The organism is Cytobacillus sp. ABV4_503 (genome assembly GCF_056158445.1).
Genome location: NZ_JBSWTH010000001.1, coordinates 2,011,370 through 2,028,763, shown reverse-complemented (window position 1 = coordinate 2,028,763; position 17,394 = coordinate 2,011,370). Strand labels below are relative to the sequence as shown.

17 protein-coding genes are annotated in these 17,394 nt (G+C 40.4%); 4 read left to right on the top strand and 13 right to left on the bottom strand.

Annotation, left to right across the window (positions count from 1 at the left end):
* The first annotated feature begins 225 nt into the window (after positions 1-225).
* The 3 genes from ACXAD1_RS10170 (at position 226) to ACXAD1_RS10160 (ending at position 2,316) form a co-directional block, all read left to right on the top strand.
* On the top strand, positions 226-783 hold the full coding sequence (locus tag ACXAD1_RS10170) for a YkoP family protein (RefSeq protein WP_474909960.1): 558 nt from the start codon (positions 226-228) through the stop codon (positions 781-783).
* An 83-nt stretch (positions 784-866) separates the two neighbouring features.
* On the top strand, positions 867-1,682 hold the full coding sequence (locus tag ACXAD1_RS10165) for a metallophosphoesterase (protein WP_474911297.1): 816 nt from the start codon (positions 867-869) through the stop codon (positions 1,680-1,682).
* Between the two features lie 325 nt (positions 1,683-2,007).
* The gene (locus ACXAD1_RS10160) at positions 2,008-2,316 is read left to right on the top strand and encodes a hypothetical protein (protein ID WP_244671167.1); all 309 of its coding nucleotides are present in this window, start codon (positions 2,008-2,010) and stop codon (positions 2,314-2,316) included.
* Positions 2,317-2,364: 48 nt separating this feature from the next.
* Here ACXAD1_RS10160 and ACXAD1_RS10155 read toward each other — a convergent pair whose 3' ends face one another.
* Positions 2,365-2,997 carry a TVP38/TMEM64 family protein gene (locus ACXAD1_RS10155; RefSeq protein ID WP_370222522.1) on the bottom strand — a complete coding sequence of 211 codons (633 nt, stop codon included), beginning with the start codon at positions 2,995-2,997 and terminating at the stop codon, positions 2,365-2,367.
* A gap of 163 nt (positions 2,998-3,160) precedes the next feature.
* On the opposite strand from ACXAD1_RS10155, the gene ACXAD1_RS10150 reads away from it, so the two are divergent.
* Positions 3,161-3,400: a hypothetical protein gene (locus ACXAD1_RS10150; protein WP_206839888.1), complete on the top strand. Its 240-nt coding sequence runs from the start codon at positions 3,161-3,163 to the stop codon at positions 3,398-3,400.
* Between the two features lie 481 nt (positions 3,401-3,881).
* On the opposite strand, the gene ACXAD1_RS10145 is transcribed toward ACXAD1_RS10150, so the two are convergent.
* The 12 genes from ACXAD1_RS10145 to ACXAD1_RS10090 all read right to left on the bottom strand — a co-directional run bounded on the left by ACXAD1_RS10145 (position 3,882) and on the right by ACXAD1_RS10090 (position 17,358).
* Positions 3,882-4,031, bottom strand: coding sequence for a hypothetical protein (locus tag ACXAD1_RS10145; protein ID WP_474909959.1), 150 nt, complete (start codon positions 4,029-4,031; stop codon positions 3,882-3,884).
* A gap of 107 nt (positions 4,032-4,138) precedes the next feature.
* A complete protein-coding gene (locus tag ACXAD1_RS10140) occupies positions 4,139-4,612 on the bottom strand; it encodes a staygreen family protein (protein ID WP_206837548.1) in 474 nt (157 codons plus the stop codon).
* A gap of 78 nt (positions 4,613-4,690) precedes the next feature.
* Positions 4,691-5,452 (bottom strand): hypothetical protein, encoded by a 762-nt coding sequence (locus ACXAD1_RS10135; protein WP_474909958.1) that lies wholly within the window; start codon positions 5,450-5,452, stop codon positions 4,691-4,693.
* A gap of 113 nt (positions 5,453-5,565) precedes the next feature.
* Positions 5,566-6,999 (bottom strand): alanine/glycine:cation symporter family protein, encoded by a 1,434-nt coding sequence (locus tag ACXAD1_RS10130; RefSeq protein WP_206837541.1) that lies wholly within the window; start codon positions 6,997-6,999, stop codon positions 5,566-5,568.
* Between the two features lie 366 nt (positions 7,000-7,365).
* A complete protein-coding gene (gene parC, locus ACXAD1_RS10125; protein WP_370222515.1) occupies positions 7,366-9,816 on the bottom strand; it encodes a DNA topoisomerase IV subunit A in 2,451 nt (816 codons plus the stop codon).
* Positions 9,813-11,795, bottom strand: a complete 1,983-nt coding sequence (parE, locus tag ACXAD1_RS10120) for a DNA topoisomerase IV subunit B (RefSeq protein WP_474909957.1) — start codon at positions 11,793-11,795, stop codon at positions 9,813-9,815. Before parE ends, parC begins: the two co-directional genes overlap by 4 nt.
* 315 nt (positions 11,796-12,110) lie before the next feature.
* Positions 12,111-12,524 (bottom strand): CoA-binding protein, encoded by a 414-nt coding sequence (locus ACXAD1_RS10115; protein WP_370222514.1) that lies wholly within the window; start codon positions 12,522-12,524, stop codon positions 12,111-12,113.
* A gap of 72 nt (positions 12,525-12,596) precedes the next feature.
* A complete protein-coding gene (locus tag ACXAD1_RS10110) occupies positions 12,597-13,457 on the bottom strand; it encodes a GNAT family N-acetyltransferase (RefSeq protein ID WP_474909956.1) in 861 nt (286 codons plus the stop codon).
* A gap of 67 nt (positions 13,458-13,524) precedes the next feature.
* Positions 13,525-14,862: a 5'-deoxyadenosine deaminase gene (locus tag ACXAD1_RS10105; RefSeq protein WP_474909955.1), complete on the bottom strand. Its 1,338-nt coding sequence runs from the start codon at positions 14,860-14,862 to the stop codon at positions 13,525-13,527.
* Positions 14,859-16,031, bottom strand: coding sequence for a M20 family metallopeptidase (locus tag ACXAD1_RS10100; RefSeq protein ID WP_474909954.1), 1,173 nt, complete (start codon positions 16,029-16,031; stop codon positions 14,859-14,861). Before ACXAD1_RS10100 ends, ACXAD1_RS10105 begins: the two co-directional genes overlap by 4 nt.
* A complete protein-coding gene (locus ACXAD1_RS10095) occupies positions 16,031-16,654 on the bottom strand; it encodes a DUF1989 domain-containing protein (protein ID WP_370222507.1) in 624 nt (207 codons plus the stop codon). The genes ACXAD1_RS10100 and ACXAD1_RS10095 overlap by 1 nt, the downstream gene beginning before the upstream one ends.
* A gap of 20 nt (positions 16,655-16,674) precedes the next feature.
* Positions 16,675-17,358 (bottom strand): cyclase family protein, encoded by a 684-nt coding sequence (locus ACXAD1_RS10090; protein WP_474909953.1) that lies wholly within the window; start codon positions 17,356-17,358, stop codon positions 16,675-16,677.
* Positions 17,359-17,394 lie beyond the last annotated feature (36 nt).

Below are 17,394 nucleotides of genomic sequence, written 5' to 3'. Positions count from 1 at the left end.
ACACCATGTATTATTACTTTTTATTGAATGCTTATGTAATAAACTTCATGCCAATTTCAAAAAGCTTAACATACATGGCGGTCCGGATCTCATCTTGGCTTGACCTCCCTGCGAGCTCCCTTATTAAAAAAGGGAATACATCCTTTCATTTCCATTATTAAAATTACCATTAGATTAACATCCTATTTACTATAGGTTAGGAAAGGAAGGAGACCTAAAAAAATCATGTTCCGCAATATTTTATTATCAATATGGGTATTCCTGGATCCTCTTTATTATCCTTTTACACGGTTACAGCATCTTACAGCAGATCCGGAAAAAGGAGGGGTTTTTCGTGTACGGCTAACAAAATATAAAGGGAATGACATTGAATTATCTGACGGTATTATCATAAGAAAAAATGATCTTTTACTTAAAATCCATCTGCATAATGTCAGGCTGTTAAATGAATTTAACTATATGAAAAATGAATTATTAAAAGGAAGAGCCATCTATAAACGAGTTAAGGATTCTATGCCTCTTTTGACTGCTTTTATCCTCAACCATCCGGAAGAAACGAAAATAAAAGGGGTTATTGGCATCACCCTTATAAACAAGGGATTCAGCACGCTTGGATTTGAATGTATTCTTCCAAAAAATAAACTATACTGCTGGTTTAAAAAAACATTTCAATTGCCTATATTTTTTTTATCGTGTTCAAAAATTTCTGCTGTAAATATAAAAAAACATCGCACTGTTTACTTGATGATGTCTAAAGAAAACCTCATGAAAAAATATAAATAAATGATGCGGACTGTTTCCTCTAACTCCCACTAGGACTATCTCCTCAATCCTCTTATACTTTTAAGGAGGGAGGGGATTTGAATATGGCATTATTTATTACTTTAATCTTTTCTGCCGTTTTCTGTTTTATTATTTTCAAAGCCAATAAAAACACAAAGAACGTAACTATAAATTCAATTTCTGTTTCCCGTCCTAATATCTCAGTTTCGGGAGATAACATTAAAATTCTTCATATATCTGATATGCACCTCGAAAATATATCTGTCAGTCCGGATGAATTATTTGCAATGGTCTCAAAACAGCCAGTCGACCTAATTGCTCTTACTGGCGATTTTCTTGACCGCAAACGAAGTATTCCTAAACTCGCGGGCTATCTCCATGCCCTGCACAAGACAAATCCAAAGCATGGCATGTATGCCGTCTTTGGTAATCATGATTATGTTTTAAAAGGACATAACTTTGAAACATTGAAAAACACACTAGAAGAAAATGGCTGTAAAACACTGCAAAATGAGCATGTAACTATTCATGTTAAGGGGGAAAACCTTAACATCATTGGAATTGATAATTTCAGCACCAAGCACAGTGATGTTAACAAGGCCTATAATGGAATTCCTGAAGGCTACAATTTGGTATTGACACATGATCCCAATGTTGTTTTAGAAATGGAAAACGTACCTTTTGATTATTTATTATCGGGGCATTTTCACGGTGGCCAGATTCATTGGCCAAAGCCATACCATCTGATAAAAATGGGGAAGCTTGTCCGAATGAAAATGGTTAAAGGTCTTCATTATCATGGCGGGAAACCGTTTTATATAAGTGAAGGACTAGGCCAGACAGGGGTCAATATCCGTATTGGCAGCCGTCCTGAAATCACTTTTCATGAAATATCCTAATGCAACTTTGAAACCTTGCCATAGCAAGGTTTTTTGCGTTTAAAACAGGACTATTTATGAATGGAAACACATTCTTTTTAAACACAAGAAAATTAAAGGATATTCGCAAATATTATTTACAATGCCTTCAAACTTTTTGCCAGCATATTCGAAACCCTAAAAGTAAAAATTATATATGGAGAAGGGGAATATGAAGTACGTTTCCTTCTTATTACTTAAAGGGGAGTGCTATGACTTGAATAACTGGATAAGTGCGCTTTTTAATACTGGCAGAATGCAGCCACTTTTAAATATGTTTGGCAGAAAGAGAAGGAGAAACAGAGGAATGTTATGGGGATCTTTATTAAGCCTTGGCTTAAGTGCAGCTGCATATGGATTTACTAGAAATCGCGGCAGAAATATGGCTCGCCCGTTTCAAAAGTTAATGAATAACACAGCCCAAATGACAAATTTCCAGAAGCCAAATATGGCGGGGTTAACTGAGTTTGCAGAAGAATTAACATCGAATAAGAACCCGATAAACAACAAATTCAATAATACAGCCCAAACGACAAATTTCCAGAAGTCAAATATGGCGGGGTTAACTGAGTTTGCGGAGGAGCTAACATCGAATAAGAACCCGATAAACAAATAACGAATAACAGCCCACGTATTTTGTGGGCTTTTTTTCATTTTAATCAAATCATCTTTTTGATTGATCCAGCTTGTTATGGAACCATAATTTATAACAAAAGAGCAGGCAGAGAAGAAATAGAAGGTACGAAATTACTCCCAGCAAAAAATTATGAAGTGATAAAAACAATTGCTCCCCGCTGTATGCAAGCATAAACATTGGAGGCAGCAGTCCAAAGGCAGTAGCTATAAAAAAATGCCTAAATGGAATATCTGCTATTCCACAATAGATATTAAACACCTGAGGAGGGATAATAACAATCATTCGTCCAAACAAAATAGCCATAAATGCTTTTTTTTCAAATAGGTCCTGAAATTTATTAATTGCTTTATACTTTCCCAAATAGGCAGTGAAATAACTTCTGAAATAGTATCTTGATAAAAAAAAGTAAATTAACGAAGTCAAAAGAATGCCAAACCAATTTATCAGCAGACCAACTAAAGCACCAAATTTCATTCCCATTAATCCTGCAAATAAAGTAAATGGCAAGAATGGAATAGATGCAATCAGAACAGAAAATAAAAACATCGCAGGAAGCCATGATGGGTCACTGGTTCGCAGCCATTCTAATAAATATTCTTTATTGGTAATTCCAACAATCAATAAAATGACATAGGCTATTGCAATCCACCATCTGCGCATCAAATTTGCTCCTTAATTATATCCCTAAATCTATCCATTCCCGGCTGCCTTAATTTCAGTATGCTTATTTTTTGTAAAGAAATGTATTCACCTGGACAAAAACATTTTTTGAAACCAATCATAAAATAACATCAAGTAAAAAAATGGGGAGGCAGCTTAACAAATGCACTATTATCAAAACATGAATTATGGTTACTTTATTCCAAACAGAAATTTAAAAAACGAGACCTTAATGAACGTAAAACCATTTGTGAATTATGGCCTATCAGAAGCAAAATTCACTTCAGTTTCCCATGCTATGACTGAAGTTGCAGCAATTGCGTACTTGCTTGGAAAGGGCTATGACCCGCAAACAGCTTATAAAACGGTGGAATCCTGGGAGGTTAATGAATCATTTTATTAAAAATATCAGCAAAAATGCAATCCTAAAACCATGCAAAATTGTTAGATAAACCCTGGGCCAATTTAGCTGGTGATTTATAACAAAACATAAACCTTCGCTCAGGTATATACTGAGAGAAGGTTTTGTATGTTCAATAATTCAAAATCCAATATCTATTTTTCAAATCTGCAATCCGAAAAAAGAAGGAAGGAAGTAAAGCGTCTTATGGCTAGCATTTTTATTCTAGTTTACATAATATATATTATAGGAAGTAATGGATTGAAATAGAATTGTTGTCTCATTATCAAAGTATACTTAAGATAGTGAGACAACATGAAAATTTACAGTCAATTATTACTTAAATGGTTTAAACTGCAAACGAAGAAATTTTGTTTTGAATAGTTTTCAGTTTAATTTTTAAAGAACTAATTCGTGTTTTTCTTGCTGAAGACTAGTTTACATAATATTTTTATATACAACCATGTGTTCAAATCCATTTAATTTATTCACTATCCTGTGTTGTATTAAAAAACAGATCATCTTGTTCTTTATTATCCTTAATATTGTTTTTGCTTTTGGTTTTGGTTTTTTCTCCCATCTCTCCATCCGATTCATAACTTAATCCAAATGCTTTCTCCTGTTCTTTCTTCATTCTAGTCGCTCCTTTGCTTTAGGATAAAATACAGCTTCTTTTACATTTGTTGCTGCGTTTAGAGCCATTATTCATAAAACAGAACATGCGTTCCCTAACGCGCATTTTCATACTGGCTGCAATGCTGCACTTAAATATTTTCTCGGAGTCCCGTAATAAAGTAGTTTGCTGAACTCCGGGTATGCAGATTCAAAATATATAAAGATTGGCGAATCAAGCAGCCAGGGATAATTGGTATAAAAACATCTGTCTCCATAAACTATCGCTTTCAGCGCCAGATCCAATTCCTTCTGGAAGATAAGAAACCTTATTTTAGCGTATTGCTGATCGAATTCACCGCCGCTGATATATACCCTTCCGCTCAGCACATACTGCCCCATTTGTGGAATCCATTCAGCAAATACTTCATCACGGAATTTAGGATTGACTGCATTAAAGTCATAGCAGCCGCCTATCGCCAAAAATAATTCTCCTGTTGCATCTGAGTGTGTAAGTGTATATTTCCTGCTGTCTACGGGTCTGAATTCCGTCGCAGGAGGCAAATATTTAACCGACAGCTTAGATGGATTAAAATTACTCATAATAAGCGCCCCCATATACAATTTTCCTTATGCCCAGTATATGGGGCACTGAAAGAAACGTGACAAATGCCCATATCATTAACGCTTGCGGGAATTCATTTTCATAACTTTGGTGTCTTTTAACATCCATTTCCCTTCTTCATACAGCCAGAAAGATTCTACAAATGCGATGGTATCTGCATTATAAGCACCGCTTATTCTCTGAACTCCCATTAATCCATTCTGCCCTTCAACAGGGATGATCTTTAGCGTGCTATATGGATTTACCATTAGTTCGGTTGGTTCACTTAGTTTTCCGTTTACATACAGACCAAGCCGTTCATATTCCTCACTACGGTCCCTTAAATCAAAGGTATATGATTGTTTGGTGTCCTGAATGCTAATATTGGCTTTGTAGCCATTTTCAAATTGGCTATTGATCACTAAAGGATCTGGAACCGACAGGTCAGTCAACGTAAAGTCCTTTAACGTATATAAATAAAAATTTGACAGGCCGCCGCTTCCCCCTGTTGGAATACTTATAAACATATCTTTAATGGAATCATGATTTAAATCCTCAAACTGTATTTGAGGTTCATACCCTCCAGCAAGCTCCGCTTTATACGTATTACCGTCAGAAGCCTTTATTTCGAGTGATATCTCCTTTAAAAATGATGCGCCATCCTCATAATAAACACCCTTAATATAGACGGTATCCGCCTTATTATCACCGGTTACATCCACTTTATCTTTTGACACCGTTACAGCTTTTTGCTCTCTCTCACCAGCATATACGCCTGTTATGGCGGATAGAGACATAAAAAAGAAAGCCGCAAACGCAAAAAGCAATTCCTTTTTCATTTACGAATCCTCCCTATTTTTTTTATTATCCTGCCCAATTATGGAAATAACATGTAAAAACATAAAAAACCTCCCATCCAAAGGATAAGAGGTTTTGCAGTTTTGCAGATAAATTATTCAGCTGCCTTCTTCTTTGAAGCATTTTCTTTGGTTTCCCATGATTCAATTCCTTTTAGACCCGGGATGGAGTCTGCATAAAACACAGGGTCTTTTCCTTCTTTTCTCTGTGCCTTATAGTCCTTTAGAGCTGCAAAGGCAATTTTAGCAAGCAATACAATTGCAATAAAGTTAATGATGGCCATTATGCCCATGAATAAATCGGCCAGGCTCCAGACAATTGCTAAATCAACTACAGATCCGAAAATTACCATTCCTAGTACAGCAATGCGATATATAAATAACGCAGAGCTGCTTTCTTTAATAAATTCAATATTTGTTTCACCATAATAATAATTTCCGATAACAGATGTGAACGCAAATAAGAAAATAGCAACAGCTATAAACATAGGTGCCCATGATCCGACATGTGTGCTAAGGGCTGCCTGTGTCAATTCAATGCCTGTTAGGTCAGAATTAGCATATTCACCTGACAGCAGAATAATAAAGGCTGTAGCGGAACATATTAATATCGTATCCACAAATACCCCAAGGGTTTGAATCAATCCTTGTTTTACAGGGTGGGAAACTGAAGCTGTAGCAGCTGCATTTGGCACGCTGCCCATTCCTGCTTCGTTTGAGAAGAGACCCCTTTTAATACCCATCATCACTGCAGCACCCATTGCGCCGCCAGCAGCCTGATCAAGCCCAAAAGCTCCTTTAACAATGCCGCCAACCAGATTAGGAATTTCAGTAATGTTCATCATGACAATTACAATAGCGACAGCTAAATATATGACTGCCATTATCGGCACAACGACTTGTGATACATAGGCAATCCGTTTAACGCCGCCAAAAATGATGATCGCCGTTAAAGCCGCAAGCACAAGTCCGATGGTTAGACGGCTCGCACCAAACGCTTCATTAAAAGCTAAAGAGATGGTGTTCGATTGAACAGAGTTAAAAACCAGACCAAAACAGAATGTAATGATGATAGCAAAGATTATTCCCATCCATCGCTTATTCAGACCTTTTTCCATATAGTAGGCTGGACCGCCGCGAAAACCATCCTTATCTTTCACTTTATAAATCTGCGCCAAAGTACTTTCAATAAAACTGGAAGCTCCCCCAATAAAAGCGATGAGCCACATCCAAAAGACAGCCCCTGGTCCCCCTGCAGCAATTGCAGTCGCTACACCGGCGATGTTACCAGTACCTACACGGGAGGCTGCACTAATAGTAAAAGCCTGAAATGATGATATCCCTCTCTTGCCTTCTGCAGATACCATTGCTTTATCGCCCAATATTCTGAACATTTCACCAAAATATCTTAATTGAACAAACCGGCTTTTAAAGCTGAAATATAATCCTAAAATGATTAATGCGGCAATCAAAATGTAAGTCCATAAAAGATCATTTAGAAAGCCTACGATTGATTCCAATAAACCCATACTATTCCCCCTAATCAACTCTATTGTTATTTCACAAAAACAACACACTCCTTATAATCTATCAAAAGAATTTTTAATAGACAAGTCGAATATTCATTCCAATGGTTTAAAAATTATCAAAAACCCTGATATTAAGCGAAAAATATCCGTTATTCCCAATTCAAAACAAATATTTTTTAATCGTTTTCACAGGAGATTATATTAATTTTTTATACAAAACAACTAACAGAAGAATAACATTATTCTAAATTCTTTTTATGTTCATGAATCTTTATTGATTTAATTTTGACATCAAAACCGGATGAACCAAATTCCCTGCAGCTAACATCGACAAAAAGCCCCTGCTTTCACAGGGGAAAATAAACCTTATTCAATCGGCAGGCCGGCATCATCTTCCTGGACTTCAGTCTTCCAGATGCATTTTGCCTTCCCGTTCTCGGATTCATCAATAATGAACGATCCATTAGAGTATCTGTCATTAAAACGGATTGATGAAACATTAACTGCTTCTATATGCCCTTTTTCCGTTTCAATGTATATATCATCTTTGCTGCGTACAATCACACACCCGACAATACGATGAGGGTTCGATTTCAATTCACGGAGCATCACTACACCGCGCTTGGCACGGGAAGTCCGTTCAAACTCGCTCAGCTTCATTTTTTTAATGGAGCCCCGCTGTGTAACAATCACAACAGCCTGCTCTTTCTGATCCTCAATAAGCTGAGCACCTGCAACAAAATCGCCGTCTTTCAGGTTAATGCCTTTTACGCCGGCAGCCCGGGCACCAACGATGCTCACTTCTTCTTCATGGAACCAGAGGCCGAATCCTTGATGGGTGGCAAGGAATATTTCCTTTGTGCCATCTGTTAAATAGACGTCGAGAACTTCATCATTGCCTTTTACATTAACTGCAACCAGCGGCTTAGAATATCTTTGGGCTTTATAAGCTTTCAGCTCGGTTTTCTTGACCATTCCATTTTTCGTCATAAAGAGCAGGTATTCTTCTGTTTCAAAATCTTTAATCGGAATAGCCCGGACTATTGATTCATTCCGGTCGATCGGTATGATATTGGCTATATGCTGTCCAAGGTCCTTCCAGCGGATATCAGGCAGCTGATGTACAGGACAGTATAGATAGTTTCCTTTATTAGTAAATACAAGGAGAACATCAGTCGTATTCATATCAAGCTTTGCAATCAGCCTGTCTGTATCCTTCATGCCGAAATCCTGTCCGTTAGAGGCGGCAAACGATCTCTGGCTTGTACGCTTGACATAGCCTTCCTTTGTTACCGTTACAATAACGTCTTCACTCGCTACCAGAACTTCAAGATTGATCTTGATTTCCTCGATTTCCGCTTCGATTCTGGTCCGGCGTTCATCGGCGAAACGCTTTTTGACATCCCTTAGCTCTTTTTTAATAACAGAGAGAAGCTTCTTCTCACTTTCCAGAATAGCTTTAAGCTCGCCGATTAGCTTAGCAAGCTCCTCAGCCTCTGCTCTTAAAGCGGTTATATCTGTATTGGTTAAGCGGTAAAGCTGCAGGGAAACAATTGCTTCTGCCTGAGGTTCAGTGAACTCAAACTTTGCAATCAGATTATCTTTCGCATCCCGTTTATCTTTGGAAGCGCGGATCGCAGCAATCACTTCATCCAGGATAGAAAGAGCCTTCATCAGGCCTTCAACAATATGCTGGCGCGCCTCGGCCTTTTGCAGCTCAAACTGGGATCTGCGTGTAACAACTTCTTTACGATGGCCTATGTAAGCATCCAGCAATTCTCTTAACCCCATTAATTTCGGGTGGCGATTGTGGATGGCGACCATATTGAAGTTATATGGAATCTGCAGATCGCTGTTTTTGTACAGGTAATGAAGGACGCCTTCAGGATCTGCATCCTTTTTTAACTCGATCACAATACGGAGGCCGGTCCGGTCTGTTTCATCACGGACTTCAGCAATGCCTTCCACTTTCCGGTCAAGGCGGAATTCATCAATCTTCTTAACCAGATTGGCTTTATTCACTTCATAAGGAATCTCAGTGATGACGATCTGCTTTTTCCCTCCGCGCAAATCCTCAAATTCAGCCTTTCCTCGGACAATGATTTTGCCTCTTCCTGTCTCGTAAGCTTTTTTAATTCCATCGATTCCCTGGATAATGCCTCCAGTAGGGAAGTCCGGCCCTTTAATATGCTCCATCAGATCATCTATGGAACAATCAGGCTTATCCATTCGTAAAATAACACCATCAATAATCTCATTTAGATGATGGGGCGGAATATCAGTTGCATATCCCGCAGAGATGCCTGTCGAGCCATTGACAAGCAAATTCGGATAAACTGCCGGCAAAACGGTTGGCTCATTGGACGTGTCATCAAAGTTCGGGATGAATTCAACGGTTCTTTTCTCAATATCTCTTAGCAATTCGGAAGAAAGGGGGGATAAACGGGCTTCTGTATAACGCATAGCTGCTGGAGGATCTCCATCGATGCTCCCATTATTGCCGTGCATTTCCACAAGAAGGTTACGGACCTTCCAATCCTGGCTCATCCGCACCATCGCATCATAAACTGAAGTATCGCCATGCGGATGATAATTGCCGATTACATTCCCGACTGTTTTAGCGGACTTTCTAAAGCCCTTTTCATGTGTGTTGCCTTCTACGTGCATGGCATAAAGAATCCGTCTTTGGACAGGCTTTAACCCATCACGTGCATCAGGAAGGGCACGATCCTGAATAATATATTTACTATAACGCCCAAAGCGGTCGCCTAATACATCTTCAAGAGGAAGGTCCCGGAATTTTTCTGCAGAACTCATGAATCAACACCCTCCTCCTCTAGTACTGAAATATTTTCATTTTCAAGTATGCTTCCATCTTCTTCAAGGCCGAATGCCACATTCGATTCGATCCATTTGCGGCGGGGTTCAACCTTATCGCCCATCAAGGTGGTCACACGGCGTTCAGCTCTGGCTGCATCATCAATTTTAACGCGGATCAATGTGCGCGACTCTGGATCCATAGTTGTCTCCCATAGCTGGTCGGCGTTCATTTCCCCAAGCCCTTTGTAGCGCTGGAGCATATAGCCTTTACCCACTTTTTTAATGGTATCCTGAAGATCATCATCACTCCATGCGTACTCAATCACTTCTTTTTTGCCTGACCCCCTGCTGACTTTATATAAAGGAGGCAGCGCAATGAATACCTTTCCCGCTTCAAGCAGCGGTTTCATATACCTGTAAAAGAACGTGAGCAGGAGCACCTGGATATGCGCTCCATCAGTGTCAGCATCTGTCATGATGATCACCTTATCATAGTTGACATCGTCCAGATTAAAATCCGTGCCAACGCCTGCCCCAACTGCATGGATAATGGTATTGATTTCTTCATTTTTAAAGATATCCTGCAGCTTTGCTTTTTCTGTGTTAATTACTTTACCTCTAAGCGGGAGTACAGCCTGGAAGCGCCTGTCCCTGCCCTGTTTAGCAGATCCCCCGGCAGAATCGCCTTCAACCAGATATAATTCGTTTCTTTGGGGGTTCCTTGATTGTGCCGGGGTAAGTTTTCCAGAAAGCATGGCTTCAGATTTTTTTCTTTTCTTCCCGCTCCTTGCTTCCTCACGTGCTTTGCGGGCTGCTTCTCTTGCCTGAAAAGCTTTTATCGCCTTTTTAATTAACAGGGAGCTTGTCTCAGGGTTTTCTTCAAGGAAATAAGACAAATGCTCGGAAACAACAGAATCAACAGACGAACGCGCTTCACTGGTCCCCAGCTTGCCTTTCGTCTGGCCCTCAAACTGCAAAAGCTCCTCCGGGACACGAACAGATACAATAGCCGTGAATCCTTCCCGCAGATCTGCTCCATCCAGGTTTTTATCTTTCTCTTTCAGAAGATTCACTTTCCGGGCATATTCATTAAAAGCCCTTGTCATCGCAGTTTTGGATCCAGCCTCATGCGTACCGCCGTCTTTTGTGCGGACGTTGTTGACGAATGAAAGGACATTTTCGGAGTATCCATCATTGAATTGAAAAGCAAAGTCCACTTCAATACCATTGCTCTCTCCTTCAAAGCTGACTACTGGGTGAATAACATCCTTTTCTTCATTTAAATATTCAACAAATGCTTCTATGCCATTTTCATAGTGAAAAACCTCATGAAAGTCATTTCGTTCATCTATGATTTCTATTTTCATTCCTTTAAGAAGGAAAGCAGATTCGCGAAGACGCTCACAGAGTGTTTCGTAATTATACGTGGTAGTCGAAAAAATTGACGGATCTGGCTTAAAGTGAATGGTAGTCCCTGTTTGATTTGTCTTGCCCACCTTTTCCAGTGTGGTCACCGGCTTTCCGCCCAGCTCAAATCGCTGTTCATACACAAAGCCGTCACGTTTAATTTTAACAACAAGCCACTCGGAGAGGGCGTTGACCACGGATGCCCCAACACCATGCAGCCCGCCGCTTGTCTTATAGCCTCCCTGGCCAAACTTTCCTCCTGCATGAAGGACAGTCAATATGACTTCTGGAGTCGGCTTGCCCATTCTGTGCATACCTGTAGGCATACCGCGTCCTTTATCTTGAACACTGATTGAATTATCTTTATGTATTCTGACAATGATATGATCCCCGTAACCTGCCAGTGCTTCATCGACAGCATTATCGACAATCTCATATACAAGATGGTGCAAACCCCTTGCATCCGTACTTCCAATGTACATCCCAGGGCGTTTTCTAACAGCTTCAAGCCCTTCGAGTACCTGTATGGCATCATCATTGTAGTCAAAAGCTTCCTGATTTCTTGCCACGAACATACCCCTTTCATTTCCTGCAAAAACACTTGCCGTCCAATTCACGGCACTGGAACACCCGTATGAGAATTCGGCGTTAATGCCATTTTCCCTTTACTAAACCCAATCAGGAACAGATGTTCTGTATTCATATTTTACCATATATTTTAGGATGGTCTATGCTTTATTTTATCTATTTATTTGGTTTTGGCAAATAAGATCTTGGGATTTAAAAGATTTATCCTGATTATTTCCGTTGCATAAACCCTTTATTTATAGGGATTCAATAAAAAAATAAAAAACATGAGATCTTAAGCAGACCTCATGCAGAGTTTACTTCGTAAGTGCATGTTCAACTTTAATACAGCGGTCCATGATGACAGTGAAGCCTTTTTCTTTTAGAAAGTCATATGCTTCCTGGTTTGCCACTCCAAGCTGTGCCCAAAAGATATCAGCATCTATTTCAGCAAACTCCCGAGCAATTTCCGGAAGAAACTCTGAGCGCCTGAATACATTGACGATATCTACATGCCCCTCAATCTCTTTTAAATTTGCGACAGCCTTTACACCAAGTACCTCATCGACAGCCGGATTAACCGGGATGATTTCATAGCCGGCTTTTTGCATTGCCTCTGACACCATATAGGATGTGCGTTCAGGGTTTCCGCTTAACCCCACAACAGCAATCCGCTTTGACTTTTTTAATAGTACTCCGATTTCGTCCCTGCTTGGGTTTTCAATAGCCATTTTGTTCCCTCCAATTTTATCTGGTTAATTATATATTACCTAAAAACCCAAAAGCACACTAACTTATTGCTCTTATTCCCGAATTTCGAGCTTATAAAAATTCAATGATCTCTCAACTTTAAACCCTGCTTTTTTATAAATAGACAGCGCTTTCCCGTTTATTGTCCCTGCACAAAGCTTAATGCTTTTAGCTCCACTACTCATAAAAAGATCATGAACTGCCATTTCAAGCAAATTCCGTCCAATGCCTTTTTGGCGCTTACCGGGATCCACACCAATGAATTCAATGCTTCCTTCTTTTCCTTCACGATTGTATTCTGCATATAAATAGCCATTTAATCCATCCACATCTTCAAATGTGTAGACTTTGTGTTCATCATTAATTCTATCGATTATCTCTTCTCCTGAATAATAGGTATGGGGAAACAAGGAATCATGCAAATGAATAAATTCACTATGAAAGTGAATCGGCAATAAACTGACCTTTCTAAAACCATTGCTTGAATTTTCTTTCAGTTCCATATATGTTTGAGCCGATTGCAGCATGAATCCGTTTTTTGATGCAAATTCGGCTGCAGCATGGTTTGAGGTATCAGAAAATAAAAAGTATGTATGCAGCTTTCCTTCAAAATAATGGAGTGCTTCTTCCCATAATAGTCTCATAAGTTCATTTTCCTGGATAAAAGGTCCCCATAACTCCGCTGTCCCTTTATAAAGATCGGCATCTACACCCAGAAAACCAGCTAGAACATCACCCTCCCTGATAATAAACGCAGCTGATTCAGCGTCACGACTCATTTCTTCCAGACTTTGAAAAATATCGTTTTGGCTTGTCCCCAAATACCCTATATGACACTCTGGCAAGGCATTCATTTCTGCAATAAACTCTGATGCCTGCATTAGATTTGCATGATCTAAAATTTCGGCTTTCACAACACCACCCCTTTACTATATTTTACCATAAAAAAAACGGCTGATTTGTTTCAGCCGAATTAGAAGATTAATAAACGGCTGTCTCTAATCTTTTGAGAAGCCTCTGTATGCTCGTGTTCGCTTCTTTTAAAACCATTTCTTTATCAACGGTGTTCAGCTTCCGATTTTCCATCACAAATTTCCCGTTTACAATGGTAGATTCTACATCTGCACGAGTCGCTGAATAGACAATCCTGCTAATTGTGTCGATATCAAAGGATGGATACACATGAAAATCATTCAGATTCAGGATGGCAAGATCTGCTTTCTTGCCGGGCTCCAGACTGCCGATTTCCTGTTCCATTCCAACTGCTTTAGCTCCGCCAATCGTCGCCATTCTGAAGACGGTTCTCGCATTCATTGCTGTTGGTCCATGTACTGGCTTCTGAATGATGGCAGCCAATCTCATTTCATTGAACATATCCAGATTGTTATTACAGGGAGCCCCATCAGCCCCCAGGCTGACAAAAGCCTGCTGATCCAATAATGAAGGAATTTCTGCTACACCGGATGCCAGCTTTAAATTGGATCCCGGACAATGGCTGACCTTTACGCCGCGCTCTTTGATTATCCTTCTCTCTTCTTCATCAAGCCAAACACAATGGGCCAGAATCAGCCTTTCATTGGCAAGCCCAATGCTGTCCAGGTAGACTACATTCCGCATCCCAAACTCTCTTTCAACAAGCAGAATTTCATTGGCATTTTCAGATGCATGCGTATGAACTCTGACATTGTATTGTGCAGAAAGGTCCCTGACATTTGTCAGCAATTCCTCTGTGCAGGAAACGACAAATCGGGGACAGAAGGCATATTGTATGCGACCGTTATCACGATTGTGCCATCTTTCAAGGAGATCCACGCTTTGCTGGATGGATTTGGAGGTATTTTCTCTTAACGGAACAGGGACCTCATCCCCTTTATCCATCATGACCTTTCCTGCAAGTGCCCGTATGCCGCTTTCGGCAATGGCCTGAAAAGCATATTCGGTATGATTAACGGTTTCCATGTCCACCACAGTTGTTGTTCCGCTCTGGAGCAATTCACCAATTCCGAGCATAGCAGAATAATAGATGGACTCTTCATCATGCGAAGCCTCAAGCGGCCAGATCTTCTGCTTCAGCCAATCAAGAAGCTCCAAATCATCAGCCTGTCCGCGGAATAATGTCTGGCACAGATGGATATGAGTCTGAATAAATCCCGGAATGATCGTCTTTCCGCTGGCATCGATTACTTTATCCGCTTTATGTGTTAAGTTCTGTCCAATTTCGGCAATGCGGTCATCTACAATATATAAATCTCCGAAAATGATTTCTTCAGCTGTATTCATTGTAATAATTTCAGCGTTTTTTATCAGAATACTGCTCAATTTCTTCCTCCCCCTCGCATTGGCCTTGCTACTGACGGCTCCAGTTTTCCATATAACATAATAAGCTGCCTGTAAAATTGAATGGAGCGCTGATATGCCGCCAGACTAACCCACTCATTTGGCTGATGGGCCAGCTTTTCATCCCCCGGGCCATAAATCAAGGTAGGAATTTCACTCCTTGGATTAAGTACAGCACCATCTGTATAGTAGGACACCCCGTAATGGTCCGCTGCCGATTCGCCCTTTACCATCTGTGCAATTTGAATAATGTCCCGAGCAGGATCCGTTAAAATAGACGGACGGTCAAGAAGGGTTTCTACACTGTATTTATAAATTTCTCCCTGATCCAATAGAACATCAAGTTTGGATTTTAGCTTATTTATAAAATGGGAATGGGATTGAGGGGGAACCGTTCTAATATCTGCTCTGATGCTGCATTTATCTGGAATGACATTAGTCTGCACTCCGCCTTCAATCATGGTAACAGCCAGGCTGCTTTGTCCGAGGGGCTTCTTTTCTGTCTTCCATTCAATTTTCATTTCATCCAATACCCGGATTATTTTCAGCATATGATCTACTGCATTGATTCCCTGTTCCGGCATCGAACCGTGAGAGGTTTTTCCATACGCTGTGATCTCAAGCCAAAGAGCTCCCTTATGGCCAATCACAATTTTTTCATTTGTCGGTTCGGCAATGACAAGTGCATCGATTTTTCGGTCATCATTTTCTTTTAAAAAAGTCCTGGCCCCGCAGCTGTCGACTTCTTCCCCGGCTGTTGCCAGAAAGGTAACGTCTGCAGGTGGAACAGTATTGGTTAGATACAGCTCCTCTAAAGCCAGGAACATTGCTGCAAGGCCGCTTTTCATATCAGAAGCTCCTCTGCCATAAATCCGCTCATTTGCGATTTCCCCTGAAAAAGGGGAGTAAACCCATTCTCCATTTCCAGGTGAAACTGTATCCATATGACCGCATAAGAATAGCTGTTTACCGCTTTTTCCTGGAAGCGTAACTTCAAAATTGCTTCGAGTCTCATCAAGCATGGTCACTTTAAACGGCAGACCATTTTGCTTGCATCTGTCAATAAAAGCTTCGGTCACTAAATGCTCGTTTCCGGGCGGATTGGAGCTGTCAATTTGGAGCAGATGCTGAAGAAACTGAATATCATTCATTAATCCGCCTCCATAATTTGCATTTTAATAGGGGTCACCTTAAACCCATTAACAGGCGCCATGTCCTGGGAACACGTTGTACAGGCAATGACAACATCGCACAGTGCTTTCAGCCTTATGTAATCGCCAGGCTTGGAAAGGGGTTCTGCAATGACATAATCCCCGGCATCATCAAGGACATTATTCATAAAAATATTAATGGGATCTGGAATAACTGTAGGATGAATATTATACTTTTTCAATGCATCTGCAATATTATCATGGCAATTAGGGTGTTCCTCTTTATCGAAATCAACTTTGTAGCGGTAATAATCACATGCCGGGAAGAAGAAATCATGTTTTCCAACAGTATCTTCCAAAAGCTGCATTAGCGGACGGCGGCGGTTGCTGTAAAGCCAGTCTCCCGTTTTAAGCCGTATGCTGCTTAGTGAAGCCCGCATATGGACAGGTGAAACATGTTCCCCGGGATCTTCATAGCTAAAGCAGACAAAGTCCCCGACCTGTTTTCCTTCCATATCAATAATAATCAGCTCTTCCCCTTTGTGAATCAGTGCGCTTCTTCCTTCATACGGTGGAATAATAATTTCGTCCCGGATCTTGCCTCTGTTAAAAACCTCTTTCATTTGATCACCAGCCTTTGTTGTTATTCAATGAATACCGCAACCGCACGAATCGGAGATCCCGTTCCATTCCGAATTCTGAGCGGAAGTCCAAAATATAGAAATCGCATGCCTGCGATCTGGTCGAGATTGCAGAGATTTTCCGTATTAGTTATTCCGTATTCACGGCAAATGAGATGTCCGGAATACATTGGATCATCCGGATGGTCAATGGCCGGGGCATCAATGCCTATATTGACTGCACCTTGTTCAGCCAGCCATTTTGCTGCCTGATAATCCAGGCCAGTATATGTTGTGAGCCATTTTTCAGTGCCATAAGACCGATTGTAGTGGCCGGTATAGAGGAGGACGATATCTCCTTTTTCAATAAACTGCTGTGATTTCCGCAATGCTGCCTCGAGAACACGGTCAGTAATATACCGATCAGGCTGGACGTGGGACACATCAAGGCAAACGGCGGGCCCGTAAAAAAATTCAAGCGGCATTTCATCGATGTATTTTCCGTTTGGATCATATTCATAGGTTGCATCGCTATGGGTAGGGCCATGTTCATTGATTAATAGATTATTGGTTGCAAACATAAATCCAACTTGCTTTTCACTTTCTTCGTGAGAGATATTTGGGAAGATCATTGTTTTTTGATGGAGGGGAAAAACAGGCATCCCCTGATAAATTTCCTGCGTTAAATCGACTAGTTTAACTCCCATGATATTCCTCCTTGCCCGCTAATTCTTTTATATATG

Coding starts and splice junctions, on each gene's coding strand:
- ACXAD1_RS10090 (WP_474909953.1), bottom strand. CDS start 17,358: ATGGGAGTTAAACTAGTCGATTTAACGCAGGAAATTTATCAGGGGATG.
- ACXAD1_RS10170 (WP_474909960.1), top strand. CDS start 226: ATGTTCCGCAATATTTTATTATCAATATGGGTATTCCTGGATCCTCTT.
- ACXAD1_RS10135 (WP_474909958.1), bottom strand. CDS start 5,452: ATGAAAAAGGAATTGCTTTTTGCGTTTGCGGCTTTCTTTTTTATGTCT.
- ACXAD1_RS10095 (WP_370222507.1), bottom strand. CDS start 16,654: ATGAAAGAGGTTTTTAACAGAGGCAAGATCCGGGACGAAATTATTATT.
- ACXAD1_RS10140 (WP_206837548.1), bottom strand. CDS start 4,612: ATGAGTAATTTTAATCCATCTAAGCTGTCGGTTAAATATTTGCCTCCT.
- ACXAD1_RS10150 (WP_206839888.1), top strand. CDS start 3,161: ATGCACTATTATCAAAACATGAATTATGGTTACTTTATTCCAAACAGA.
- parC (WP_370222515.1), bottom strand. CDS start 9,816: ATGAGTTCTGCAGAAAAATTCCGGGACCTTCCTCTTGAAGATGTATTA.
- ACXAD1_RS10130 (WP_206837541.1), bottom strand. CDS start 6,999: ATGGGTTTATTGGAATCAATCGTAGGCTTTCTAAATGATCTTTTATGG.
- ACXAD1_RS10100 (WP_474909954.1), bottom strand. CDS start 16,031: ATGAATGATATTCAGTTTCTTCAGCATCTGCTCCAAATTGACAGCTCC.
- ACXAD1_RS10160 (WP_244671167.1), top strand. CDS start 2,008: ATGTTATGGGGATCTTTATTAAGCCTTGGCTTAAGTGCAGCTGCATAT.
- ACXAD1_RS10165 (WP_474911297.1), top strand. CDS start 867: ATGGCATTATTTATTACTTTAATCTTTTCTGCCGTTTTCTGTTTTATT.
- ACXAD1_RS10155 (WP_370222522.1), bottom strand. CDS start 2,997: ATGCGCAGATGGTGGATTGCAATAGCCTATGTCATTTTATTGATTGTT.
- ACXAD1_RS10115 (WP_370222514.1), bottom strand. CDS start 12,524: ATGGCTATTGAAAACCCAAGCAGGGACGAAATCGGAGTACTATTAAAA.
- ACXAD1_RS10145 (WP_474909959.1), bottom strand. CDS start 4,031: ATGAAGAAAGAACAGGAGAAAGCATTTGGATTAAGTTATGAATCGGAT.